Annotated in this window: 25 protein-coding genes and 1 tRNA gene; 14 read left to right on the top strand and 12 right to left on the bottom strand. The window is 59.4% G+C overall.

From position 1 onward, the window contains the following. Nucleotides 1-93 precede the first annotated feature (93 nt). Together BW975_RS05730 and BW975_RS05725 are read left to right on the top strand one after the other, a co-directional pair. Entirely contained in the window at nucleotides 94-417 is a 324-nt protein-coding gene (locus BW975_RS05730) for a DUF6280 family protein (RefSeq protein ID WP_076531761.1), read from the top strand. A gap of 120 nt (nucleotides 418-537) precedes the next feature. Then, complete coding sequence (locus BW975_RS05725) at nucleotides 538-1,989, top strand: cobyric acid synthase (protein ID WP_076531759.1); 1,452 nt, start codon at nucleotides 538-540, stop codon at nucleotides 1,987-1,989. Here the strand turns inward: BW975_RS05725 and BW975_RS05720 are convergent, their stop codons facing one another. The 3 genes from BW975_RS05720 to BW975_RS05710 form a co-directional block, all read right to left on the bottom strand. Further along, the gene (locus BW975_RS05720; protein WP_139194217.1) at nucleotides 1,990-3,063 is read right to left on the bottom strand and encodes a hypothetical protein; all 1,074 of its coding nucleotides are present in this window, start codon (nucleotides 3,061-3,063) and stop codon (nucleotides 1,990-1,992) included. A 78-nt stretch (nucleotides 3,064-3,141) separates the two neighbouring features. Further along, entirely contained in the window at nucleotides 3,142-4,623 is a 1,482-nt protein-coding gene (locus BW975_RS05715) for a TolC family outer membrane protein (RefSeq protein ID WP_244512509.1), read from the bottom strand. 95 nt (nucleotides 4,624-4,718) lie between these two features. Further along, a complete protein-coding gene (locus tag BW975_RS05710) occupies nucleotides 4,719-5,372 on the bottom strand; it encodes a protein-L-isoaspartate O-methyltransferase family protein (RefSeq protein ID WP_076531755.1) in 654 nt (217 codons plus the stop codon). A gap of 231 nt (nucleotides 5,373-5,603) precedes the next feature. On the opposite strand from BW975_RS05710, the gene BW975_RS05705 reads away from it, so the two are divergent. The 9 genes from BW975_RS05705 (at nucleotide 5,604) to BW975_RS05670 (ending at nucleotide 13,171) form a co-directional block, all read left to right on the top strand. Beyond that, the gene (locus BW975_RS05705; RefSeq protein ID WP_076531753.1) at nucleotides 5,604-6,815 is read left to right on the top strand and encodes a lytic murein transglycosylase; all 1,212 of its coding nucleotides are present in this window, start codon (nucleotides 5,604-5,606) and stop codon (nucleotides 6,813-6,815) included. A 446-nt stretch (nucleotides 6,816-7,261) separates the two neighbouring features. After that, nucleotides 7,262-8,230, top strand: a complete 969-nt coding sequence (locus BW975_RS05700; RefSeq protein ID WP_076531752.1) for a DNA topoisomerase IB — start codon at nucleotides 7,262-7,264, stop codon at nucleotides 8,228-8,230. 293 nt (nucleotides 8,231-8,523) lie between these two features. Continuing rightward, nucleotides 8,524-9,393 carry a hypothetical protein gene (locus tag BW975_RS05695; RefSeq protein ID WP_076531751.1) on the top strand — a complete coding sequence of 290 codons (870 nt, stop codon included), beginning with the start codon at nucleotides 8,524-8,526 and terminating at the stop codon, nucleotides 9,391-9,393. Beyond that, a complete protein-coding gene (locus tag BW975_RS17795; protein ID WP_335743492.1) occupies nucleotides 9,387-9,875 on the top strand; it encodes a plasmid mobilization protein in 489 nt (162 codons plus the stop codon). The genes BW975_RS05695 and BW975_RS17795 overlap by 7 nt, the downstream gene beginning before the upstream one ends. Nucleotides 9,876-10,619: 744 nt before the next feature. After that, nucleotides 10,620-11,081 carry a hypothetical protein gene (locus tag BW975_RS18215; protein ID WP_244512572.1) on the top strand — a complete coding sequence of 154 codons (462 nt, stop codon included), beginning with the start codon at nucleotides 10,620-10,622 and terminating at the stop codon, nucleotides 11,079-11,081. Nucleotides 11,082-11,084: 3 nt separating this feature from the next. Then, nucleotides 11,085-11,351: a hypothetical protein gene (locus tag BW975_RS18210; protein ID WP_244512573.1), complete on the top strand. Its 267-nt coding sequence runs from the start codon at nucleotides 11,085-11,087 to the stop codon at nucleotides 11,349-11,351. Nucleotides 11,352-11,372: 21 nt separating this feature from the next. Continuing rightward, nucleotides 11,373-11,687 (top strand): hypothetical protein, encoded by a 315-nt coding sequence (locus tag BW975_RS05680; protein WP_076531747.1) that lies wholly within the window; start codon nucleotides 11,373-11,375, stop codon nucleotides 11,685-11,687. Between the two features lie 15 nt (nucleotides 11,688-11,702). Next, nucleotides 11,703-12,113: a hypothetical protein gene (locus BW975_RS05675; RefSeq protein WP_076531744.1), complete on the top strand. Its 411-nt coding sequence runs from the start codon at nucleotides 11,703-11,705 to the stop codon at nucleotides 12,111-12,113. Then, nucleotides 12,113-13,171, top strand: a complete 1,059-nt coding sequence (locus BW975_RS05670) for a TrbL/VirB6 family protein (protein ID WP_076531742.1) — start codon at nucleotides 12,113-12,115, stop codon at nucleotides 13,169-13,171. The genes BW975_RS05675 and BW975_RS05670 overlap by 1 nt, the downstream gene beginning before the upstream one ends. A 189-nt stretch (nucleotides 13,172-13,360) precedes the next feature. Here the strand turns inward: BW975_RS05670 and BW975_RS05665 are convergent, their stop codons facing one another. The 6 genes from BW975_RS05665 to BW975_RS05640 all read right to left on the bottom strand — a co-directional run bounded on the left by BW975_RS05665 (nucleotide 13,361) and on the right by BW975_RS05640 (nucleotide 20,118). Continuing rightward, complete coding sequence (locus tag BW975_RS05665; RefSeq protein WP_076531740.1) at nucleotides 13,361-13,549, bottom strand: hypothetical protein; 189 nt, start codon at nucleotides 13,547-13,549, stop codon at nucleotides 13,361-13,363. Nucleotides 13,550-14,169: 620 nt separating this feature from the next. Next, nucleotides 14,170-15,207, bottom strand: a complete 1,038-nt coding sequence (locus tag BW975_RS05660) for a hypothetical protein (RefSeq protein WP_139194218.1) — start codon at nucleotides 15,205-15,207, stop codon at nucleotides 14,170-14,172. A gap of 3 nt (nucleotides 15,208-15,210) precedes the next feature. Next, complete coding sequence (locus BW975_RS05655; RefSeq protein WP_076531736.1) at nucleotides 15,211-17,199, bottom strand: ORC-CDC6 family AAA ATPase; 1,989 nt, start codon at nucleotides 17,197-17,199, stop codon at nucleotides 15,211-15,213. Then, complete coding sequence (locus BW975_RS05650; protein WP_139194219.1) at nucleotides 17,199-18,149, bottom strand: phosphoribosyltransferase-like protein; 951 nt, start codon at nucleotides 18,147-18,149, stop codon at nucleotides 17,199-17,201. The genes BW975_RS05655 and BW975_RS05650 overlap by 1 nt, the downstream gene beginning before the upstream one ends. Next, nucleotides 18,146-19,309, bottom strand: a complete 1,164-nt coding sequence (locus tag BW975_RS05645; RefSeq protein WP_170846541.1) for a DNA cytosine methyltransferase — start codon at nucleotides 19,307-19,309, stop codon at nucleotides 18,146-18,148. Before BW975_RS05645 ends, BW975_RS05650 begins: the two co-directional genes overlap by 4 nt. Nucleotides 19,310-19,692: 383 nt before the next feature. Further along, nucleotides 19,693-20,118, bottom strand: a complete 426-nt coding sequence (locus tag BW975_RS05640) for a helix-turn-helix domain-containing protein (RefSeq protein WP_076531730.1) — start codon at nucleotides 20,116-20,118, stop codon at nucleotides 19,693-19,695. Between the two features lie 91 nt (nucleotides 20,119-20,209). Between BW975_RS05640 and BW975_RS05635 the strand changes: the two genes are divergently transcribed. The 3 genes from BW975_RS05635 (at nucleotide 20,210) to BW975_RS05625 (ending at nucleotide 21,746) form a co-directional block, all read left to right on the top strand. Then, on the top strand, nucleotides 20,210-20,425 hold the full coding sequence (locus BW975_RS05635) for a helix-turn-helix domain-containing protein (RefSeq protein WP_212634883.1): 216 nt from the start codon (nucleotides 20,210-20,212) through the stop codon (nucleotides 20,423-20,425). 104 nt (nucleotides 20,426-20,529) lie between these two features. After that, nucleotides 20,530-20,718, top strand: coding sequence for a hypothetical protein (locus tag BW975_RS05630; RefSeq protein ID WP_076531728.1), 189 nt, complete (start codon nucleotides 20,530-20,532; stop codon nucleotides 20,716-20,718). Beyond that, nucleotides 20,718-21,746, top strand: a complete 1,029-nt coding sequence (locus tag BW975_RS05625; RefSeq protein WP_076531727.1) for a site-specific integrase — start codon at nucleotides 20,718-20,720, stop codon at nucleotides 21,744-21,746. The genes BW975_RS05630 and BW975_RS05625 overlap by 1 nt, the downstream gene beginning before the upstream one ends. Before the next feature lie 68 nt (nucleotides 21,747-21,814). Here the strand turns inward: BW975_RS05625 and BW975_RS05620 are convergent. The 3 genes from BW975_RS05620 to BW975_RS05610 form a co-directional block, all read right to left on the bottom strand. Next, nucleotides 21,815-21,888 (bottom strand) — tRNA-Cys (locus tag BW975_RS05620). 139 nt (nucleotides 21,889-22,027) lie between these two features. After that, nucleotides 22,028-23,512, bottom strand: coding sequence for a D-alanyl-D-alanine carboxypeptidase/D-alanyl-D-alanine endopeptidase (gene dacB / locus BW975_RS05615; protein WP_076533429.1), 1,485 nt, complete (start codon nucleotides 23,510-23,512; stop codon nucleotides 22,028-22,030). Between the two features lie 96 nt (nucleotides 23,513-23,608). Then, nucleotides 23,609-24,220 carry a nicotinate-nucleotide adenylyltransferase gene (locus BW975_RS05610; RefSeq protein WP_076531725.1) on the bottom strand — a complete coding sequence of 204 codons (612 nt, stop codon included), beginning with the start codon at nucleotides 24,218-24,220 and terminating at the stop codon, nucleotides 23,609-23,611. Between the last annotated feature and the right edge of the window lie 67 nt (nucleotides 24,221-24,287).

Raw genomic sequence — 24,287 nt, 5'->3', positions numbered from 1 at the left:
GAGGTATGCATATCTGCTCTATCCGAATCGCATTAAGTCAGCCATAAACGGCGACAACCTCAAAGCACAAGAGCAATAATACAAGGACGAACCATGAAGGATTTCGTTGACGGTGCCGCCTTCAATAATGAGCAAGGCAATCGCGCACGCAAACTTTTCGCAGCTGTCGTACTGGCTGCACTTGATGATGCCATTTCCGATGACAAGAAATATGGAAACGGCCCGGATCAGATCGCTCGCTGGGCGCGTTCGCGCGACGGCCGTGAAGTGCTGTCTTGCGCCGGGATCGACCCGAACGAGCGTGTCGTTTCGGGCCTGATGGACTTTGTTTCCAAGGGCGTGCGCACTTCCGTCGCGCTGTCGCGCGAAGAGAGTGAGCGCCGCAACGCCGCTGCGGCCCAGGCCGAAGCGGCCTGATCACGCGCGCGTAACGATCCATCTGCCAGCCTGCATGAAAAAGCCCTGCCCGTCGCGGCAGGGCTTTTTCCTGTTCTGCGGGTGGGATAGCTCTTGGCAAGGCGGCACAAGGAGAGGCAGATGGCCCGCGCGATCATGATCCAGGGAGCGGGCTCGAACGTGGGCAAGTCGATGCTGGTGGCCGGCCTCGCGCGCGCCTGCGCGCGGCGCGGCCTAAGCGTGGCGCCCTTCAAGCCGCAGAACATGTCCAACAATGCCGCCGTGACGACAGACGGCGGCGAAATCGGCCGCGCGCAGGCGCTTCAGGCCCGCGCCGCCGGGCGCGCCCCTCATACCGATATGAACCCGGTTCTTTTGAAACCCGAGAGCGAGACAGGCGCGCAAATCGTCGTGCAGGGCCGGGCGATCGGCAGCTGGCAGGCGCGCGCCTACCCCGAGCGAAAGGCCAGCCTGATGCGCGCGGTGCTGGAAAGCTTCGGGCGCCTTGCCACCACCGCCGATCTCATCCTGGTCGAGGGCGCGGGCAGCCCCGCCGAGATCAATTTGCGCGCCGGGGACATCGCCAATATGGGCTTTGCCGAGGCGGCGGGCGTGCCCGTGGTCCTTGTCGGCGATATCGACCGGGGCGGCGTCATCGCGCAGATCGTCGGCACTCAGGCGGTGCTGGCACCTGCCGATGCCGCGCTGATCAAAGCCTTTGCCATCAACAAGTTCCGGGGCGATCCGCGCCTTTTTGACGACGGGCTCACGGCTATTGAGGAGCGGACCGGCTGGCCATCCCTCGGCGTGGTGCCGTGGTTCGCCGATGCCTGGCGCCTGCCCGCCGAGGATGCGCTGGACATCGTCGAGCGCCCCGGCGGTGATTTCATCGTGGCCGTGCCGCGGCTGGGACGGATTGCCAATTTCGACGATCTCGACCCGCTCAGCGCCGAGCCGGGCGTAACGGTGCGCATGATCGAACCGGGCCGCCCCCTACCCGCCGAGGCCGATCTGATCCTGATCCCCGGCACCAAATCGACCATCGCTGATCTGGCCGCGTTCCGCGCCGAGGGCTGGGATATCGATCTGGCCGCGCATATCCGGCGCGGGCGCCCTGTGCTGGGTCTGTGCGGAGGGTATCAGATGCTGGGGCGCGCTGTGTCGGATCCGGGCGGTGTCGAGGGGCCCGCTTGCACTGTGCCTGGCCTTGGCCATCTGGATGTCGAGACGGTCATGCAGCCTCAAAAGCGTCTCGCGCTTGCCGCCGGACATCATCCGGCCAGCGGCGCCGCGATCACCGGGTACGAGATCCATATGGGCCACACCACCGGCCCCGATACGGCGCGCGCCTGGCTGAGCATGGCCGGCGCGCCCGAGGGCGCCTGCAGCGCGAATGGCTTGGTGCGCGGATCGTACATCCACGGGCTTTTGGCCTCAGACGGCTTTCGCAGTGCCTACATGGCCGAGATGGGCACTGTCTCGCAGCTGGGATTCGAAGACGGGGTTGAAGCGGCGCTGGACGCGCTGGCAGATCATCTGGAGGCGCATCTGGACGTGGACCGCCTGCTGTCGCTGGCGGCGCCGATCATCTGATCACTGGAGTTCCTGGCTGGCCAGCGCGCGGTGGATCTCGCGGCGTACCAACTTTCGCACGTTGCGCGTGATCCGCTCGCCCAGCGCGCCCTGCAATTCCTGCCGGACGATATCGGCCACCAGATCGCGCAACGCATCCTCGTCCAGAAACTCGTCATTGCCCGAGAGAAAGTCGGTCTCGTCATCATCGGTGGCGCGCGCCGCAGCGGAGGTGTCCCCCGCCTCTTCGGCGACGAAATTATCCGGGATGTGCTCATCTTCCGGGGTAGTGGCGGCCTTTGCCTTGGACGGCTCTTCGGCCTCGGCCGGCTTCGGCATCGCGGCCTTGGCAATCGCGTCCTCAATGGCTTTTTCAGGTGCGCTCCCGGCCTTGCTCTCGGCTTGGCGCTCTTTTGCGTTATCGCTGCCCGGCTCGCCGGGCGCGTCTTCGCCGTCAGGCATGTAATCTTCCCACGGGAGGGGGGCGACGGGACCGCCGGAATTGGCATCCTCGCCGGGGCCGTCCGGCTCCCACTGGTCGGCTTGGCGCGCGACTACCTCTTCCAGCTCGGCAACGCGCAGCTTCAGCTTTTCGGGGCGCCAGCCTTCGGTGTCACCCGCCGGAGAACCGTCGCCCGTCTCTTCTGTTCGGTCCAGCTCGGCCATCTCGTCGGGCGCGCTGTCCTGCCTGGCAAGGCGGGCTTGCATCGCCTCCTCCTCGGGCTGGGGCGCGTCGACATGATCGTCCCAATCATCGCCCGCATCGGCCATGTCCTGATCCGAAGTATCCGCAGGCGCGTCACCGCCAAGATCGACGCGCAGATCATCAGAAAGGGTCACCGGTGCATCACCCGGCGCCGGCGCTGCATCGTCGACGCGCAGCGATGGGGTCAAAACCAGCTTTTCGGGTTCAGCCGACGCATCGGGCGCGGCGTTCCCGGCCTTCTCGGCGGCGAATGTCTGCGCAGTCCGCCTATCGGTCTGCGCTGTCATCCCGGCGGAGGCGCCATTTGCCGGGCGTGCGTCACTCGAAACGAGCCGCCTGATCGAGGACAGCACATTTTCGATTTCCACATTCGTTACGGGATCGGACATATTTTTATCGCCCTTGCTGCTTGCCTCGCCTGTCAGTTTACCGACGCCGCGGCTTTCGCACAACAGATAGGCGCAGTTTTACTGGTTTCCGATCTTGCGCAGCACGCGGTCCAGGGCCTGTCCCCGCTCGCTCAGCGCCGCCGGGGCACCCTCGACGAGGTTGTAATAGGCCGAGGGATCGTAGGTCTGCACCGCAAGGTTCAGATCACGCACGGTCAATTCGCCGGTGGATTCCAGCACGGCATAGGCGGCGATCACCAGATCGGCCTCGGCCGAGATCTGATTGGCCTGCGCGTCGAGGAATTCCTGCTCGGCATCCAGCACGTCAAGCGTGGTCCGCGCGCCCAGATTGGCCTCCTCGTTGACGCCCTCAAATGCGATGCGGCCCGCCCTCACCTGCTCGGCCGAGGCCGCGGCAGACGCGCGGGCAGATTCGAGAATGGCATAGGCGACCCCCACGTTCTGGCGGATCCGGTCGCGGGTCTGATGCAAGATGCCCAGTTGCGCATCACGCTGCGCGAAGGCGCGGCGCTTGGCCGACGAGAGCGCGCCGCCCTGATAGATTGGTCCGCTCAGGCCGAGGCTCAGACGATTGGTGTCGGTTTCGGCGCCCCCGTTAAGACGCTCGCTGACGCCGACGCTGGCACCGAAGGTGACCCGGGGCTGCATCGCGGCCTCGGCCACAAGGACGTTCAGCTTGGCCGCCGAGACGTTGAATTGTGCGGCAAGCATGTCGGGATGCGTGCGAAGCGCCACTTGCTTGGCTGTCTCTTCGCTCCGGGTCAGGCGCGGCGGGCTGGGCGGCTGCGACAGCGCGCCGGGACGTCTGCCGGTGACGGCGACGTATTCCTCGATCGACTGCTCCAGATCGCCCTCCGCAAGCGCCAGATCGCTACGGGCCAGCGCCAGGCGCGCCTCGGCCTGCGCGACGTCCGTACGCGTCACCTCGCCCACTTCGAACCGGTCCTGCGCGGCGCGCAGCGATTCGCCAATGACACGAACATTATTGCGGCGCAGCGCGACGAAGCGCGTGTTGCGAACGACGTTCATATAGGCCTGCACCGCGCGCAACAGGACTTGCTGTTCAATTCCGATCAGCGACTGGCGTGTCGCCAGAACCAGCTCCTTGGCCGAGTCGATCCGGAGCGACGTGCCGCCAAAATCATACAGCAGCCACTCGGCAGTGATGCCGGCGTTGAGACTGGTCGCCCGCGAGCTGCCATTTGCCAATGCCGCAGCCGCGCCGGTGTTGCCGCGCGTCCGGCTGTAGGTGCTGGTGACGTCGGTCGTCCACGAAATGACAGGGCGAAGGGCCGAGACGGCTGTCGCTACATCCTCGTCTGCGGCGCGCAGCAGCGCCCGGTTCTGCTCCAAAAGACCGCTGGTGTTATAGGCGCCAGCCAGCGCGTCGGCCAATGTATCGGCCTGCGCGGCGGGCACCATCACGGTCAGTGCCAAGGCGGCAATGATCCCGCGGCCCAGCCAGCTGCGCCGCGCGCGCCTGGCCAACGGATCGCTGCACTGGTCGTTGCCTTGCGCCTTCGTGGATCGCACCATCATCGCTGTCGTCCTTCTGGCCATGCTGGTTTCTGTGCGTGGCGTCATGTGAGGCGCGATTATCGCGCCGGATTGGGTTATGCGGCGCGCGCGCGCGCTCAAAGCGTAAAGGCGGCGTGTTTTTCAAAGCCGCGAAGTACCGGCGCGCCTGCGTTGAAGGCAAAACGCCACGTCATCTGGTCGCCCAGTTTATAGCCGATGCGTACTGCCCCCAAGGCCCCTTCCATGAAAAGGCACGCGATACGTCCCCCTTCCTTGAGCTGGGCGGTCAGCGCGTCGGGCAGATGCTGAACCGCGCCCTCGACGACGATCACATCATAGGGGCCATGTTCGGGCGCGCCCTCGGCCAGTGGCGCAGTGTGCGCGATCACGTTGTCGGCGCCATGCTCCAGCAGCAGCGTCTGCGCTTCCTGGCTCATCGCCTCATCCTCTTCCAGAGCGACGACCGCCTCGGCCATGCGGGCCATCACAGCCGACGAGTAACCCAGCGCGCTGCCCACATCGAGAACCAGCTCGTCACCGCGAATGTCGAGCGCGTCCAACATCTTGGCCAATGTCCGCGGCTCCAGCACCACACGTCCGCCGCCCAGATTGACGTTCTCGCCCATATAGGCCGCTTCGCGCATGTCGCGCGGCACAAAGGCTTCACGGGGCACGCTCAGCATCGCGTCGATGATCGGAAACTTGGTGACGTCTGCAGGGCGAACCTGCGTGTCGACCATCATGGTGCGGCGCGCGGCGTAGTCGGTCATGGCTAAACTCTTCCGTTCGAATTGTTGCGTCAGGTTTGCCACAGAACCCGTGCATGGGCAACGGCGCTGTGACCCTTGGCGCGGATACGCGGTGCATCGCCGCACCGGCCCAAAACGGCAGCCGCAACAGGGCGCGGCGGCGATAATCCTCTGCCGCATCGCGCAGCCACTTTTGCCTCGGCCGATACTGCCCTAGGATTGGCCGCAAAACAGCATCAAAGCGAGGCAGGCATGACGATTTTTCACAAAACCACCCCATTTCAGGCTCGGCGGGCAAGCACGCCCTGCCTGTCGCGACGCAGTTTCACCATCGGCCTTGGGGCCTTGGGGCTCTCGGCCTGCGGTGACATGCGCGGATTGGGCATGGCCGGCGCGTCCGAAGCCCGCGCGTCCAGTGCCTTGGCGGATGATCTGCGTCCCGTCCCAAATGCCGCCTACGACGCCTGGGTCGCGTCGTTTCGCGCCCGCGCGGGTGGCTACGGTATCTCGGGCAGCACATTGTCGGCGGCGTTCCGCGGCACTGGCTACCTGCCGGGCGTGGTCAAGCGGGACCGCAATCAGACCGAATTCAACCGCACCTTGGAGGATTACCTCTCAATCGCTGCCTCGGACGAACGTGTAACCAAGGGCCGGGCTGCTTTCCAGAAGCACCGCGCCACGCTGAATGCGCTCGAATCGCGCTACGGCGTCGATGCGCGGATCATCACGGCGATTTGGGGGCTTGAGAGCTTTTACGGCGAACGGCGCGGGGATGTGCCCGTCATTTCGGCCACCTCCACACTGGCCTTTGACGGGCGGCGCGGCGCGTTTTTCGAAAAGCAGCTCGTCGCGGCACTCAAGATCATCCAGAACGGCGATATCAGTGCCGATCGCATGACCGGTAGCTGGGCAGGCGCGATGGGACATACCCAATTCATCCCGACGTCCTACGAACTTTTCGCCGTCGATTTCACCGGCGACGGGCGGCGCGACATCTGGTCCGAGGACCCCTCGGACGCGCTGGCTTCGACCGCGGCTTACCTTGCCAAGAACGGTTGGAGCCGCGGGACATCGTGGGGCCGGGAGGTTTTGCCGGGCGAGAGCGCATCCGGCACGATCATTCAGCCCCAAGCGGGCGGCCCGCGCTTTGCGGTGACCGGCAACTTCCGCGCGATCAAACGCTACAACAATTCCGATTCATATGCGATCGGCGTGGGCCATCTTGCCGACAGGATCGGCGGCGCCGGGCCTCTGCGCAGTGCATTTCCGCCGGACGAAACGGGCCTGACCAAGGATGACCGCATCGCCTTGCAGCAACGTCTGACGGCCCGCGGGTTCGATACCGGCGGCACGGACGGTGTGGTTGGCCCCAACACGCGCGCGGCCATCAGCGCTTATCAATCCAGTCAGGGTCTTCCTGCTACCGGGGATCCTTCGCCTGAATTGCTGCGCCGCTTGCGTTAAAACGGCTAGCGCGCCGGCACCTCGTCCGGCGCGCCAGGCGGCACCTCGTTTGGCAGATCGTTAGGCGCCTCGGACGGGGGCTGCGGCACATCTTCCGGCGGCAGATCGTTGGGGATTTCCGAAGGCGGGCGCTGTGGATCCGGACGGCCGGGATTGGCAGGGCCAGGGTTTGGCGGGCGCCCAGCGCCGGGTCGCGGCCCAGGCGTGGGCCCGGTGGGCAAGGGGTTTGAAGGGATCTGTGTCATAAAAGCCTCCTGAACGGACGATGCGCCATCCTGCGCATCTGCTACGGTCAAAACCCGCCGCAGCGCACCGCGGTTCCCGGAAGGCGCGCGCGATGAACCCCTATCGCGGGAACCCGCCGGGTGCGCGCCCCGTTTCGGAGGGGTGACACGCGCAACAGGCGCGCCGCACACCCGAGACATCTTTGCCGAAGAAAGCCCGCAATGACCGATCTGCCCCCGTCTCTGCGCTATTACCCTGACGACCGCCCGGGCATTCGGCGCAGGCGCTGCGGGCGGGGATTCAGCTATTTGGCGATGGATGGCAGCCGGATCGACGATGCCGCCGAACGCGCACGCCTCAAGGCGTTGGCAGTCCCGCCCGCGTGGGAAGAGGTGTGGATATCGCCGTTCAAGGATGGACACCTCGTGGCCACCGGACAGGACGCCCGCGCGCGCAAGCAATACAGATATCACCCCGAATGGACCGCGTTGCAGGCGGCTCAGAAATTCTCTCAGCTGCCCGAGTTCGCGCAAGCCCTGCCCCGTATCCGCCGCCGCATCCGCCGCGATCTGGCCGAAGAGCCCGGCGAGGAAGCTTTCGCGGTGGCCGCTGCCGCCGCGATGATCGACCGGCTGTCGCTGCGTGTCGGCAATCCCGAGTACACGCGCGAGAACGGAACATATGGCGCACTGACGCTCAAGGGCCGGCACGTGCGGTTTTCCGAAGGACGGCTGCGAATCTCGTACACTGGCAAAGGCGGAAAAAAGATCCGCCGCCAACTGGCCGATTCGCGCCTGATGAAAGCACTTGAGCGGATCCGCGACCTGCCGGGGGCCGAGCTTCTGACTTGGCTGGGCGACGACGGCGAACCCCGGCGCGTCACCTCGGCCAGCCTGAACACCTATCTTTCGGAGGCGGGCGGCATCGAGAACCTGACCGCCAAAACCTTCCGCACATGGTCCGGCACGGTCGCGGCCTTCGGTGTTGCGATGGATTTGGAAACGCCAACGATCAAGGCGATGGCCGAAGCCGCCGCCGAGCGTTTGCACAACACGCCCGCCATCGCGCGAAACAGCTATGTCCATCCCGACGTCCTCGACCTCGCCCGTTCGCCGCGTCCCTTGCCCGAGCCAAGTGGAACACGTGATCTGACGGTGGCCGAGCAACGCCTGGAGGCGTTTTTAGGCTGAGTCTAAAGGGGGATAAATGGAGGCGAGTACCGGAATCGAACCGGTGTACACGGATTTGCAATCCGTCAAGAAATTGAAAGAAATCAATGGGGTTGTGTTTCAAACCTCCCCCGGACAGACAGTGAACTTAGCGAGAAAGTTTCAACCGCTTCTCTGCGATCTCATCGTGTCCAGAAGCTAAAAGACCCTGTCGCAGCGGCAACTGCGAGCAGGGTCCAAATAAAAGAAGCCGGTCAGCTTCCCTTCATCCATACCACGCAAGCCGATGTCTCTGCAAACGCTGGAGACGGCGTATGAGCTGGAAGGTCGCAAACCTTTGCGCCGAGAGGCGCTTCGGTAGTCCCGTGCGCAAGCAGATCATCATGTTCCTGGCCGACAAGGCTAGCGACGATGGGTCTGGTATCTGGTGTTCGAAAGGGACCGTCCAGCGCCATACCGAGCTAGGCGAGTCGACGGTCAAGCGGACGATCACCGAATTCTTGCGCGAGGGTATTCTGGTCGAGACCGGACGGCGCCCCTGCAAGAACGGTTATACGGTGATCTACAGGATCGTTCTGGGCGTGGTGAACGGCCTGGAGGCGATCTCCGAACCGGACGACGAACCCGAATTTTCGACGGGGCCCACAGCGGACGGGGTTCCGCATGACCCCAGAACGGGGTCCGCAGCGGTCGGGGTACCGGGTCCAGAGCGGACCCCAAACCATCCTAAAACCATCCAGAAACCACCTACGCGGGCGGACACGCGCGAGGCGGAGGATCAGGATTTCGAGAAAGCATGGGCCACCTATCCGCCGGATCGGCGTCGGAACAAGATCACCTGCCGGCAGCAATTCGAGCGGGCCATCAAGGACGGCACCACCACCGAGGAATTTATCCGCGCAGTCAATGCCTACGCGACAGAGACCGAAGGCTACACTCGCTCGAAGGTTTGCTTCTCCGACAACTGGTTCCGAGAAAGCCGTTGGCAACGATTTGTCGAGGAGGCCCGTGCAGCGCAGATCGACGCCGCTGAACTTGAGGCAAAGCATTTTCGTCAGCTTGCCGGGTGGGTCCGCGAGCGCAATTGGATGTGCCAGCACATCTCGCGCAATCAGGCTGGTGAGCTGCTGTCGCGCGGTCTGGTTTCTGAACCGGAGCTTCGCCGTGCGGAGGTGGCATGGTGACCTCGAACATCAAGCAGTCTGAGCAAGGAGCAAGGCGACCCATGTCATACGCTGGCGCTTCTGACACGGGGCCTTGCGAGGGGAGGCAAGCCTCCCCTTCGAACCCCACCGGCGCGGCCTTAGGCCGCGCAAAGGAGCCGCGCACGGAAACCTTCGTTTTCCGATGCTCGGCGCAAGAGAAAGCCGCGCTTCGAGCGAAAGCCGAAGCGGCGGGTTTGTCTGCCGCCGAGCTTCTGCGGGAGGCCCTGTGGGCCACGCAGTCGCGGCGGCGCAAACCCGCGCCTCGCGTTGACCCTTCTCTCGTTCTGGCTGTGGCGCGCTACGGCGGGAACCTCAATCAGATCGCGCGTTGGCTGAATACGGCGACCCGCGCGGGCCGGTCCAGCGAGGTCGAAGCCCTGCGCGTGGCGGCGGCGCTGGTGGGCATCGAGCGGCGGTTGATGGAAGTCCTTGCACAGCATCGGAGGCCGCCCGGATGCTGATCAAATTCTTCCCCAACGGCAAAGGCGGCGGTGCGGGGCCGGTCGAATACCTGACCGCCCGCACCGTGCTTGCCTATGACGACAACCGCGATCTGAGCCGCGATGCGTCCGGCCAGCCCATGAGTGTAACGCGCGAGCCGCTGCCAGAGATCGTGCGCGGCGATCCCCAGGGCATGATCGACCTGATCGATGCCTGCCCACACAAGTGGACCTATCGAGCCGGTGTCGTCAGCTTCGCCTACGAGGATGCCCCCTCCGAAGACCAGCAGCAGGAGGTCATCGACCGCTTCGAGGAGATCGCCTTCGCCGGGCTCGATGTTGACCGGTACGCTTGCCTGTGGGTGCGCCACACCCATGAGGACCGCGTCGAGCTGCATTTCTGCACCCCCCGGATGGAGCTTTATAGCGGACGCAGCCTCAACATCGCTCCGCCCGGCTACGAACGCGCCTTCGACAGCCTGCGCGACTTGATGAACGGAACCTATGGATGGGCCGATCCTCTGGATGCAACACGCAGGCTCGACTTCAAAGAAGTCAGGGAGTCAGCGGAGCGGAAGCAGGCCCGGGCAGAAATCCATGACTGGTTACGTGATCATATCTCGGTCGGGCTCATCACGGATCGTGCGACCTTGATCGCCGCATTTCAGGACGCGGGGTACGAGGTCAATCGGCAGCGAGGCAACACTGTCTCGGTCGTCGATCCAATCTCAAAAGAAAATTTCAGACTTAAAGGGACGTGTTTTCATGAAAACTGGAGAGCCGAAACAACGGCTGAGCGAGAAGCTGAACGCGGACATGGAGCGGATCAGGACCGAGAACGCCGCCTCGATCGACGCACAGTTGCAGAGCTTCAGGACCGATTTGAAGGGCATTGCCGAAAACGCGCTGGCTACAATCAAGACCGATACGGAAGGCTACCAGCTGCGCGTGAGGAAGCACCTCATGCGGCAGAGCGCGAACGCAGCACGGCCAGAGTGGAAAGCCCTGATGTGGCCGACATTGGTAGCTTGCTGCCTGATGATCAGCACTGGGATTTCGACATGGTCGGTCATGACCTGGCTGATGCCGAACCTGAACACGATGGGGCTGCGAGTGATCGACCGTCCCGAGGCGACATACCTGATCCCACGCGATGGCCGGGCGAAACTGGACCGCTGCCACTTGGCGGGGGAGCCGGTGGACTGTCTCGTTCTGCCGAAGGAGTGAGCGATGCATGGCCTGACAGCGTTAGAGCGCGAATTGCTGAGCTGCGTCGAGCGGTTGACGGAAGCCTCGAAGGAATCCGCGCGGGAATTGACCAGCTCCGGCGAGGAGACGCGCACGGAACTGGCTGGGTTACGCAGCTCCGTGATCGTGTTGCTCAGATCACAGCTCTCCTTGGCCGCAGCGTTGAGCGCCTGGATGCCGGATTCCGCGCAGCTCAACGACAGCATGGAACAGGCGCAGAGGGCGAAGAAGCTCCTCGAGACGCGCTGAGCGACGACAGGGAGGATGCCCATGCGCTCCGACACTAATCCGCGCTTCCCGGTGAACCCATGGTTGGCATGGCGTCCAGGCAGTGATCGCGCGTTCGACGCCTTGGAACGTATCGGGGTGCTGATCCGCAGCGGGGCAAGCTGGGACGACAGCTATGCCTTTGAGCTGGGCGCGCAGGCCCGCCGCTACGCAAACCAATGCCCGAAGGGCTTTCGCCAAGGGCTGGAAATCGTGCTCAGCGAACACGGCAATCTCGCCGCGATCCAAGGTTGGCTGAGCGCGGCGCCGAGCTGCGACTTCACACACATCGACCAATCACCTCGAAGCGCCGACTGACCGGAGAAAACCGACATGAAATTGCTCACCACGCTCATCCTGATCGCCTCAGCTGGCCCCGTCTACGCAGACACGGTCACGCCTTTACTTTCCGCCAGCTCTGCCCGAACAGATCGCTACGGCTGCACGGTCAGACAGCGCCCGGATGGATTGACCTACAGCGGATTCCGCGATGCATGGCGCAATACCGCCGCAGATGACCTCTATTCCCTGCGAAGACACCAGGCGGCGCTGGAGGCGGGCTCATGTGCCTGCGACGCACTCTGGCCTGACTGGTCCAGCATCGAAGAGGAGTTCGACGCGCTTGACTTCGCTGATCCGCAGGCAACGGACAGCCTTCATCTAACCTGGGCCAACGCCGAGTATTTCCCTGTCATTTCGAACCTTCGCGCAGCACTGCGGGAACAATGTCAGGAGGCTGATTGATGGGGATCGTTACATTCATCGTAGAAGCAGCCGACAAGGGCCTCGATACCGTCGCAACTTCGCAGTTCGCCGCCGTAGCAGAGATCTCCGGCACGATCATCATGGGGGCCGCGACCGTTGCGATCATTGCGCTCTTCATCAACATGGCATGGCAAATTCGGCCCATGGACGGGCGAGAGATGCTGGTGCTGCTCTTCAAGATCAGCTTGATCAAGGCGTTCGCGCTGAACTGGGCGAACTTCAACTTCGTCAGCCAGCACCTGATTGACGGGCTAGACGAGCTCGCTGGCAGCCTGATTGGCTCAGCGACCGGCGAGGATGCGATTGGGTCGGCCTACTTCGCGGCGCGGTTTGATCTGCAAATGGACCGGCTGGCGGAATACGGGAATGAAGCCGCCTCCCATATGTCGAGGGTCAGCAAGGCGCTGATGGGCGTTTTCTTCATGGCCCTGATTGCCATAGTGGGCGGGCTGGCCGGAGCTGTTTTGGTTCTTGCGAAAATGATGATCACGCTACTGGTTGGTTTGGCGCCGATCATGATCCTCTGCTCGATGTTTGACGTGACTAAGGACTATTTCCACCGCTGGGTTTCCTCTCTGGCAAGCTTCGCGCTTTACCCGGTGGTGATAGCCGGCGTGTTCTCTATGGTCTTCGGTCTAACAACGCTTCTGGTCAGTGATCTCGGGTCTATCGATACTGCCGACAAGGCAGGCAAGATGGTGCCTTTCCTTGGCGTCGTGATCTTGTCCCTCGTGATGGTTGTCGCCATCCCATTCATCGTTCCAATGATCTCAGGGAATCTGCAAGCTGGCTGGGCCGCCGCTACAGTCGGAGGCAGTATCCAGAGGTTCTTGCCCTCAAGCCGGTTGCCACAAACCAGTCGTGCTTTCCCCACAGCATCAGCCAATGCAAACTCTTCGCGCAATGCTGGAGCGCCCTCCTCTCAAACGGAACATGCGATGGCGGGCGGACGCCCTTCAGCAAGCACCGGTACCGGAGTTAAACTACAACGTAGGATTGAGCGCGGCGAACGAGTTAGATCAAAAATGAAATCGTAGCATTCTTCAACCGATGATTTGGGGGCTCTTGGCTCGGCACTAGTGTGTCCGTGAGCCGAAACGCCCTCTGCGAGCTGCAATCACGCACAGTGGCCGACCTGCTCCGGGCGAGCTCACCTCTCCGAGCGGTCACGAGGCCAGAGCATGGAGGGCGCCCTCGTGCCTACAAAAAAGTCGCTAGCACTGCGACTAGCTAAAATTCGCCGAATGCTGCTGGAAGACGGCACTCTTGCTGCGCCCGTCCGTCACCCAGATGCTCAACAGCTCCACGATTGGTATCTCTTCGGCCCTAAGAACAATCGTATCGAGCACCTCGTCCGCCGCCTCGCAGAAGAGAAACTCCTGTCCGTTGCCGAGATAGAAGCGCTTATAATTCATGCACTTGAGGAGCGTCTCTTCGGGGAAGAATAGACCGCGATCCTAGCATCTGGACCTGTTATGTGGTTCCCTATTAATAAGGGCCGGTACTGACTTGTCACTTGCGCAACAGCTACTACGCTCGGTCCGATCAAGCGACTGAACCACCTCGCGAACTGCGGTTTGCCCTAGGCTAGTCGAAGATAGCCACTGAATATAAGTGTCGAATCATACCGCTCGAACGACTGGCCCGAAGCTCCAGAGAGGCCCTTCGTGTCCTGTCCCACTCCCAAGATGCACGCGACACTAAAAATTTATCTATCTCAGGTCATCGCTGCTCACTGAACAACAACCTACAAGGCATAGCTACCTACCTCCCCTCGACATGCAAGACGTTGTGTCATTGCACACGCGTACAGACAAAGCTTTCCGTTTCCTATTCTAGAGGCGAGCGCCGGCCGACTTGACCGGCGAGAAGTACCTCGCTACCTGAAGAACATCCAATCCGCGAAACCAGCTAAGAGGCGAGGCCGCGGGCGTTGCAACGGAGAGTTGCAGCAGACATCTGGAGCACGTTTACTTGCTCCAGAGAGTAGCGGTTGGACGAAATTGAACGGCGGCAGCTTCTATAGCTGTCGCCGTTACATTTCGTAGACATAGGTTCCTGCTCTTTTGATGGCGTACGCCCAATTGTCCAATGTGCCGTTGCGGAGGCATACATCTTTCGTGTACTCGATCGTGTATTTCTGCGGCTGCGAGTAGTAGACGGGGACGTCTCCTTTCCCCGCGCGCTCACAAGCAAGAGCGAAAAGGCACATAGCTAGAGAAAACGTCTTTGGGCCATAAGGAGCCATGACTGACGTCCTCTCGCCTGCCTCAGTTACAATCTTCATAGCATCAAAGGCTTGCGAAACATCAATTGAGTCGAGGTGAAGGTAAGCTATTGGATCGGGGCTAGATGTGTGCCCGTCCTCCTTGTGCACCTTCATTTCCACCTCCTGCACGAACTTCCAATTGCGTTGGATGCCTGGTGGACCTGGAGGAAAAGGAAATAGCAGCTGCAGTGACATAGTCTTGTCAGCACCGAACAGTTGAAGCATGCCGTGGGTGTGGAAGCCAACCCCAACAAACGCAAAATCATGGTCGCTACGATCATCGTCATCGACGAAAGTCGGCAGAACACGAAGAATTTCCGGATTCTCTGAAAGAGATTCGGCGTGACCATTCCCTTTAGTGTAGACTACCTGGAGGTTCTTCACTCGCCCATTGCTGACCAAGTGGCGAACCATAGGGAAGAACCAGCGCTTTGGAAACGAGGTGATATCCAAAATTATGCTATCTGATTTGTCTATGGCCTCGTCACAAATTTTCCGAATTAGATCGATCGAGGCCTTGAGGTCGCCGCTTCGAACCTCATAACCGCATTCACAATTTTCCTGGAAATACTTTAGGTTGTCGGAAAGAACTTGGACTCGCTCATTGTACTCTTGTTCCGGCCCGATGTTCGGATCGTCAATCCGGACCAAGAAGACGAAATCTTCAGCTTTAGCGATATCCACCGCAGATTTCACGCTACGCTTTTCTGTGCCTTGGCATGCCAAAACACACCAGCTTTGATTGCCAAACTTGGTCCGAAGCCAGCTTGGACGGCCCCATGGCCGAAATTTGAAGCCTTGCATATCTTAGAACAGCTCTTCTTGTTGCGGACCGCCGTCGTGCGCCAATGAAACTTCAAAACCAGACTTCTGAATCCAGTCTGCAACTTCTTTTACCTTCGAGTAGTGCGGCTCTTTCGTGCGGACATACGGCAGGCCAAGACTTGGGCAAAGAATTGGATGAAAATAAAATTTCTTCCGCTGCCCCCCGCCAACATTCTTGGTGGTATGGTCGAGCATTAGCATATTTCCGTAGTCTGCAAGTTGCTCGAGAAAGCCTCGAATGCTAGGGAAGTTATCCAAGTCCTCAATAGTGAGTGAGAATCCATTCGCGCCCGGATAGCTCAATTTATCATCTTTGAGCAGCTTTTGTCGAAGGTCGGTTGCGGCTTGCTTCACAAAACGAGCCCTTTCCGCGCTGCGCCCGGATTGCTGATAAATCATGTCAAACCATGCATGGCTAGTCCGCATGATCGCAGTTGACTGAACTGTAACCGAAATTTCCGGGATTGCCGTTCTTGAATGTTCCGTTCCAGATTTTTGAAGCCAAGTGCTCCAAATAAACTGGTTTAGCCCGAGGAACACAAGGATACTACCGCCCGATAGCTCAAGGACTTCATCAGCTCCGCCCCATATCGACTTTTGCCGACTTTGCGATGCGAGAATGATAGAGAGAACATTCGACCTCTCCTTCCTCCACCATCTATTAGAGTTCCGCATCCACGGAAGTTGGTCGTCCTTAACCTCTAAGGACTCTCTGTCACCTTTTTGCCGTGTGTAGAATTCCCCAAGTTTTGCCGAGAATAGGTCCCTCTTAGCAAGGCTCTTGAGCGCTACCTTCGTACTCTCAGACCAGGCTTGATCGACAACAATATACTTCTCCGGGTCCCGGAGGCTCATAAGGTTGATTTTCTTCTGTGGAGTAAGGTGCGTTCCATACACCCTCTCGAGTAGATCACCCCCTTCATCTGGGGAAACGGCAAACTGGGCGTACCTTAAACGTCTTTCGAAGACGTCTCGCGCAAAACTATCAAATACGTTATCGGCGCGAGCACTATCAGATTCATCTTTCTTCAATATCTGGTCCAGCTCAATATACTTGTAGTCGCGCATGAACTCCAAGTTGCCGTTCGTGCCGTGTATCCTTCCGTGACTACGCCAAGAATAGCCGCGCGTGCCAATTCTATACGATATTTCCGGATTCCTAGATGCAAGAGCCTTATTTATGACCGACCGATAGTCAACGCTCTGCCCGGGCGTATCCCTAGATGAGATATTTCCAAGTTCTTCGTACTGATCAATATCCACAAATACGTGGGTATCGGAATCAATAGCACCACTCGTGTGAAGGAGCTCTGCGATTGCAGCTTGCGGGGCTCCAACTGGGGTCGCGGTATCAAATACGTCGGGAGAAAGCTCTGAATCCTTCCCATGAACGTACCTTCTGTAGAGCTTTGTTCTCCGTTGGAGCCTAGCGCGGAGCTCCGAAATGGAGTTGCATTCGCCCACCCATCCTTCCCAAACTTCGAGGTTGGATACCTCACGCGCCAAGGCGTTCATTTGTTCCAAGCTAAACCGCAAGCCAACTTCATCTCTGATGTCCTGAGATGCGTTTCCATAAATGGATAGCGCTTCCAGGAGGCTGTCGCACACCAAGTAATTCAGGAAATCTGCGAACATTATCTCGGTTTTCTGGACGTCCTCATCGATGGAGTCTCGATAACCGAAATCGATCACGCTGCTATGAGCAAGGTTCACTGAACCGCAGACGAACTTTCTTAACGTCGAAGGTACTGGGAATGGCTCTCTGGCTTTTTCGTACTCAATGCGCGTTTGAGGCTTTAATAGCTTGAGCAACATACTCTTGCCACAACCCTGGATGCCAGTCACTACGATGTTCCCAGGGAGGAAGAGCGGCTCTGTATGCGGTACGAGCAAGGGGCTAAAGATCGTAACGAATTCGCTAGAACTGATACGATCGCCAACATAGAGCTCGAAGAATGGATTCGCTTTCATTACTGTCTGTTCACTCTAGGAAAAAGGGGTTTCCAGTTTTCAGTTTCATGATGAAAAATGGGCAAGGTGTTGTTCGGGCAATTAGAGTACATCACAACCTTTGCTCCCGTATTCATAAAGCCGAACATAAACTTCTCCGTGTCTCCTTCGAGCTTTTCGTTGAGGCCGCACAGAAATTTATGAATAGGCGTTTCATTCTCCGCTGCATCATCAGAATATGTATGGAACGCAGTTTCGGGCAGCACCAAAACAGGGTCGTAGGTCACGTTCTCGAACTTTTCAGCTTCTTCCGCGAGCGTTTTGTCCCCAACTGGGCATACAATCAATGGGCACAGCAGAATTCTAGTGTTGGGGAGCGTGGTTGCTGCGAATTTTATAGCGGCCTTCGCCTGCGTGCCAGATCCCACAAAATCCTCAAGAAGAACAAGGTCCGAAATCTTCTTTTTCTCCACGTAGGATCTTATCTTCTCAAGGTCGCCAAATTGCTTAAGTGACCTCCAATCGGGGCGCTTATCTAAGCTTTTCAGGCCATTAACCTTGAGGAACGAATTTACTCTAAGGCTATCCGAAATCGGACAAATCCAAGATTTATTGATTCTCCCTGTCACAGTGCTTTCCAGCTCATCTGAAAAGACATCGAGGTCTTCATCAGCCAAAACCCAGCGGAATATGTTTCCGTGGTAGGCGGTCCTGTAGAGAGCCTCAAACTCCCTTCTACCAACAAAGAAGACACTCAGAAGAAGTGCTAGGAGGTGATGTTGCTCCTCTTCCGTATCAACGTTGTTCAGCCAGTCAATCAATCGGAGCCTAAATGGCTGAAACTGTGACGGCTCGTAGTCGTTAAAGACCTTCTTACTCAGGAAGTCGATCATAGAGACCGATTGAGATGGCAGCGGGCTTCCGTCGTAGGGAAAATCCCAGCCTTCTGGAATACTCTTTATACGCGTCATGCGAGAATTTCCCTGCAGTACTCTGCTATTTGTCTGGACATCGGCGGCGGAACAGCATTCCCTATCATACGAAATGCATCCTTCATTCGCTCGGGGAATGAATACTCATCAGGAAATCCTTGTAGCCTCGCGGCCTCTCGTATGGTTAGTCCACGATTCTCCAAAGGGTGCAAGAACAGCTGCACATCTCCAAATCTCGTGTCTACGGTGGGCGACACATCATCGAGCGAAAGACGTCGATACTTTCCGTTGAAGGTATCTCGAAGGTCGTAGAGGTCGCCAACTTTCCTTAGATATCCCTTTTTTTGGAGGGAGCTAAGGCATTCCGAAGTTATACTCGAATTCTGCTGATTTATCTCATCAAGCGAAACCGGATCGGCATCCCCAAAGCTGCGCTTGCGATTTCTTCTTCGCAGCGTCCTAATGGTTTCTAGCGTTACTCGTTCGGCAGCGCTCACTGCGCCGAACCATTCAGGAATTTCCCATGTAGCGACGCTGGCAGCGCTAGCGCGCACATTGCAGAGTTTTTGACCTGGCTTGATTTTCTTAGCAATAATATCGTGTTTGCCACCTTGCTCTGGATAAGTTGGAGAATGAGCTTGAGCGTCAAAATTGATACCTTCAAGAGCGGTTCGGACAGTTGCACGCCCTAGGGATTGCGGGCTTAGATCAGTGATTAGTGCTCCATTTGATCTCGCGACTATCACTGTCCGCTTTCGACGCTGCGGGACTCCAAATTCATCGGCGGAATATACCTTGGCCGTGCAATAATAACCCGCCTCCGACAGGATGGAGAGCGCAGCCCTAAAATAGGACACATTCTTTTTGTTGGTCAAGGCAGCCACGTTTTCGATAACAGCCAGCTTCGGTCGGTACTTGGCTATCAATCGGCATGTCACCAACAGCAAGTCATTTCGTTCGTCATTTTCTTTATATCCACCGCCAGTGGAAAAGCCCTGGCATGGAGGGCCAGCCAGGATGACGTCGACATTGCCAGGGATCTCGAATTGTTCGGAAATCAAGGCGATCTTTGTCGGTGTTTTGTTGTTACTGCGATAGCAGTCCATGGCGGCGGAGTTGCTATCAAAGGCGCCAAGTATGTCAAAACCAGTCTCTTGAAAGCCATGGTCTAACCCTCCGCAGCCAGAGAACAGACTCACCACAGTATGCTTAGACTTTCCAAACTTACTCACGTTCTGACTTTCGATTCTCCTCACAGCGCTATGATCGCCATGGTGTGTTTATGGGCGTTGAGTTCTGGGAACTTCAGAAGTCCGAAGAGTCAACCGAAGTGAGTCGCAAGAGTGTGCGCCAGAATATTTCACCCGCTATCGCAGCACCGAAGCCAGCTGATGCGATAATCGGAAAGAACCATGAGAGAGCTCCGCCGAGAACCTCTGGCGAAGCCAGCGTTCCGATTTTGGCGGCTACTGCAATAGATGCCACAACAAAGCCAGCCAACCGAATTCTGTTCGCTAGTTGACCAAGGTGTCGATCAAGGCTTTCCCGATGTTCCGGGCAGAATGAGGGCCTATTGGGGACTCTATTCATCGTCACCTCTCATAAGATCAAAGACCGCTTTAGCTTCATGCTCGGGTGATGTTCCCTTGATCATACATTGATCCAAAACGTATCGATAAAATTTATCGTATTTTTTATCAGTCAGAATTGCCTTGGATTCTGATATGGCCATGGAAAACGTTATGGCGCTCGTTTCGCAGGCAAGCTCCACCAATGCGGTATCAAAAGACTGCCTATCAGAGCCGAAGACCAACCAGCGCAGATCGACATTAAATTTCGAAGAAAATTCAGCGATGACTGATAAGGGTGCCTCGCGCTTCCCGAGTTCGTAGTTTTTGTAGGCCCGGTCCGATAGCTCAAGCATCGCGGCAAGTTTCGCCTGCGAATGGCCGAGTTCTTCGCGAACCTCACGCATTCTTTGACCAACATAGGCGACTTGGCTTGACATGGTAACGAATGTGCCTCAATCTGGTAACAAACGAGCACTTGTGCCGCTTCTTGCTGCATTGTTACCTATTTGAACGGATAAGGGAAGAATGATGTCCGATTGTGCCCTTTTTTCTCCTAGGGAGCTGGCAGAGCGCAGTGGCTGGCCGGAGCGACGGATCCGAAGCTTGATTGCTGCCAAGCAGATCAAGCATCTGAAGATAGGCGGCACGTTCTATCTGCCGGAAGACGCCATAGCGGACTTTGTCGAGCGCAACATGGTGGTTCCCGACGGCCGGGACCAGGAGCAAGTGGAGGGGCCAGATTGAGCTCGCGACCCGATGCAAGAACTCACGACGGCAGTGTCTACTGCCGCCGGTAACCTACCCCAGTGCTAGGATCAGGCTGGCGCGAATTAGTTAAGGTGGAGCCCATGCCCGAACCGCGACCACAAACAGCAGCTAAGCGTGCAGTTGCCGCCCTTCTTCGCGAAACTCGTGAAGCTGGTTGGGTGAGAGCCAAATTTGAGATCAAGCCGGACGGTAGCGTGACCATAGATGCCGCGATGAGCGACGCCGAGCCCTTGGACGATTTCCTTGAAAACGATCTACGGATGCGCTGATGACGCGAAAACATCTGCCAAAGTATGTCTACGAGGACCGCGGTTATCTTCGTTTCATCAGGCGCTCCAGAGGGCAGTCTGTGATGATTAAGGAAGAGTTTGGCACTGCAGAATTCTGGGAGCACTATCACCGGCTTCTTAAGGTCCGGCAGGGACAGCCCGGAAAACGTACCTTCGAAACGTTGATACTTAGCTACTACGAGAGCGATGCCTATCGCGCTAAGAAGCCGCGCACCAAGGCAGACTATCGCAGGTACATGGAGCACATTCGGAAGATTTGGGGGGAGAAAGACCCAGCTAAGATCGAGACGCAGCATATTTATCAACTACACCGAGCGAATGCTGACAGCTGGCGCCGCGCGAACTACCTAGTGCAGGTCATGGTAGTACTCATGAACCACGCGCGCCTGATTGGGTTCCTCAAGAAAGAGGACGGCAACCCTGCGCGGGGCATACCTCTCTTCAAGCAACCCGGCGATGGCTGGGAACCTTGGCCAGAGGAAGTGCGGAGGGAGTTCGAGTTGATCGCGCCTGCTCGAGCCAGACTCGTTTATGAACTGTGTGTGGGGACCGGGCAGCGGATCGGTGACGTTATCACCATGCGATGGGACCACTTTAAGGATGGCTACTGGGATATGACGCAGGGCAAAGGTCAAAAGCCAATGTGGATCCCGCTCACCGCGCGTCTCACCACCTATCTTGCGACGCTAGAAAAAAAGGGCCTCACCGTGGTCACAGCAGCTGGAGGACGCCCAGCAAGCTACCGTGCAATTTCGCAGGAAATGCGCAAGGTGAAGGCGGCAATGCAACATCCGGAAGCACCAACGTACGTGACGCACGGCCTGCGCAAAAACGCTACGATTGAGCTCTACTTAGCGGGCTGCGACGACGAAATGGTTAAGGCGGTAACGGGGCACTCTGGTGTCGAAATGCTTAAGAAATATGGTGGACGTGTACGCCAAAAAGTGCTCGCGACGCGCGCACAGGAAGCTAGAGACCGCACGGAACAGAACAAGCCCAGAACGTGAAAGTTTCAACGGCTGTTTCAAATTTCAAGGGAAAGGACAAGCAGGGTGACGCAAGTGCTTGAAAGTATTGGAGGCGAGTACCGGAATCGAACCGGTGTACACGGATTTGCAATCCGTTGCGTCACCACTCCGCCAACTCGCCTGCCGTGGTGGTAGAGTTCAATTAGTGGATGGCGCGGCGCGGTGCAAGGGTGGTTTCGCGGGGCGTGTCAGAATGCTCGCAGCTTAGGGATGTCCCCGGTCATAACGACGTTTATCCAGTGCATGAAAACGCTTGCGTCCTATCCGCCGTATGCCGCACTCCAGCGTTCGATCAAGGCTTGCTGCAAACCCTTTGCGCGCCGGTTCCAGTCAGCCCCACCAGGGGGCGAGTCGCTCTGCATGCCAGCGATGGCGGCGCGGCGCGCAGGCTCTTGGGTGAAGATGGCAAAGGCCAGCGGGCGGCCCGACGGGCCGGTCGCGTAGCCCGCAAGCGCGCTGACGAAATGCAGCGTGCCTGTCTTGGCCTCGACCCGGACGGGGTGTTTGTCATCAAAGCTGCCGTTCGATCCACGCATGCGAAACGGCTTGAGCATTGGGCGCAGCGCCGCGCTGCGATGCGCAAGGGTCAGCACCTTCGCCAGCGAAAGCGCCGAGACGCGCGAGGCGTCGCCCAGCCCCGAATGATCGACCAGACGCGCGCCCTCAAGCCCCAGATCGCGTTGCGCCCAGCCCGTCATCTCGCGCGCGGATGCGGCGAGCGATGCCACGCCGCCCATGCGGGCGCGTGTGGCCGTCATCCCGATCAGCTCGGCCGTGAGGTTGTTGGAGAATTTCAGCATGCCGGTCAGCAGCTGAGGCAGCGGATCGCTGAAATGGCTGACCAGAGCCGTGCCGCCGGGGGCGCCCTGCTGCGTCAGTGCCGGTCCCAGAGTGATGCCCTGCGCCCGTGCAAGGCTGGCAAAGACCTCGCCCGCGTAATTCGCGGGGCGGCGCACGGGCAGCCAACGTGAGCCGGACTTGCCCAGCGCCCCGCGCGCCACACTCCATTGATCGTGATCTCCGCCATCAGTGTAGGTATAAAGCGGCGCCGCGCGGTCCGCGATCCTCATCCGCGCCACCTGCACTTCGGGGCGGAAGCGGGACGAGCGGGCATCCATCGTTACCGCGTAACCGCCTGATCCGCGCTCCCACTGAAAATGCACCCGATTGAAATTGAGGCTGAGGCCAGACAGCGCCGGATTATAGCCCACCTGATCGGGCTGGCTGCGGTCGATCACCCGCTCATAGGGCAGCGCGCCTCCATAGACGCGGAAGGCGCCCGTGACGCCGCGCACACCTGCGGCCCGCAGATTGGCCGCCATATCGCCCAGCGCATCCGTATCCAGCACTGGATCGCCTCCGCCAACCAGCACCAGATCGCCTTGGATGATCCCGTTCGACACAGGGCCCGTGGCCACCAGTTGCGTGCGGAACCGATAGGTCGGCCCCAGCGCATCCAGCGCATAAAGCGCCGTGATCGCCTTGGTCACGCTGGCGGGGGGGAACCCGCGGGTCCCCTCGCGGGCCTCCAGCACCTGGCCGGTGGTCATGTCGATCACCGCAAAGCCCACATCCCCGCCGAGGCGGGCCGCCTCGATCAGTTTGCTGGCATCTGGCAGCTGGCCCAGATCGCCAGGGCGCAGTTGCGGACGCAGCGATACGGCAGGCGCACCGGCCTGCGCACAGCCCGCGAGGGCGGCAATGCCGGAGCCAAGGAAAAAGCGGCGCGAGAAAGAATGTATCATGCGCGGATTTAACCGCAGCGGAGCGCGCGCCGCAATCGCCTTCTGCGGGCGCAGCGATGACATATGCGTGGGGGCGCGGCGCAGGAGGTGGGCGTGCTACCAGGCGCCCGATGCGCGCAGACGGGTCGACGACAGGGCCATCATTGGCACATTTGCGAAACACCAGGCCGGCGCCTCCATCCGGCCCAGCATGCGCGCCTTGCCCAATGGAACGCGCGCATGCTCATAGACGCGCGCCGCGACCGAGGCCCGCGCGGCCAGACGGGCACCCGGACGGGCCAGAATGCCAATGGGCACGGTTTGCATGATCTGGCGCCAGTCCTGCCAGAGGTGGAATTGCACCATGTTATCCGCGCCCATCAGCCAGACGAAATGCACGTCCGGCCGCGCCGTTTGCAGCGCCGCCAGCGTCCGTGCGGTGTAGCGCGCCCCGATCTGCGCCTCGGCGTCGCTGATATGAACGCGCGGATGCTGCATGATCTCGCGCGCCGCCGCCATGCGCCGCTCCAGCTGCGCGGGGCCGCGCGCCTTCAGGGGATTGCCGGGGCTGACCAGCCACCAGACCGCATCAAGGCCAAAGAGCTTGAGCGCCTCGCGCGTAATATGCACATGACCCATATGCGGCGGATCGAACGACCCGCCCAGCAGCCCGATCACGCGGCCCGGCCGCGCGGGCGGCAGGACCAGTTGGCGCGCGGCGTTGGCCATCCCCAAGTTCTCCTAAAATTCGCTGATTTTTCTAACGAGAAAGCGTGGTGAAGGCCACCGGATATTA

It is taken from the genome of Roseovarius nanhaiticus (assembly GCF_900156535.1).
Lineage (GTDB): Bacteria > Pseudomonadota > Alphaproteobacteria > Rhodobacterales > Rhodobacteraceae > Roseovarius > Roseovarius nanhaiticus.
Note: the sequence above shows the minus strand (reverse complement) of the source record. Positions and strands in the feature narration are given on the sequence as shown.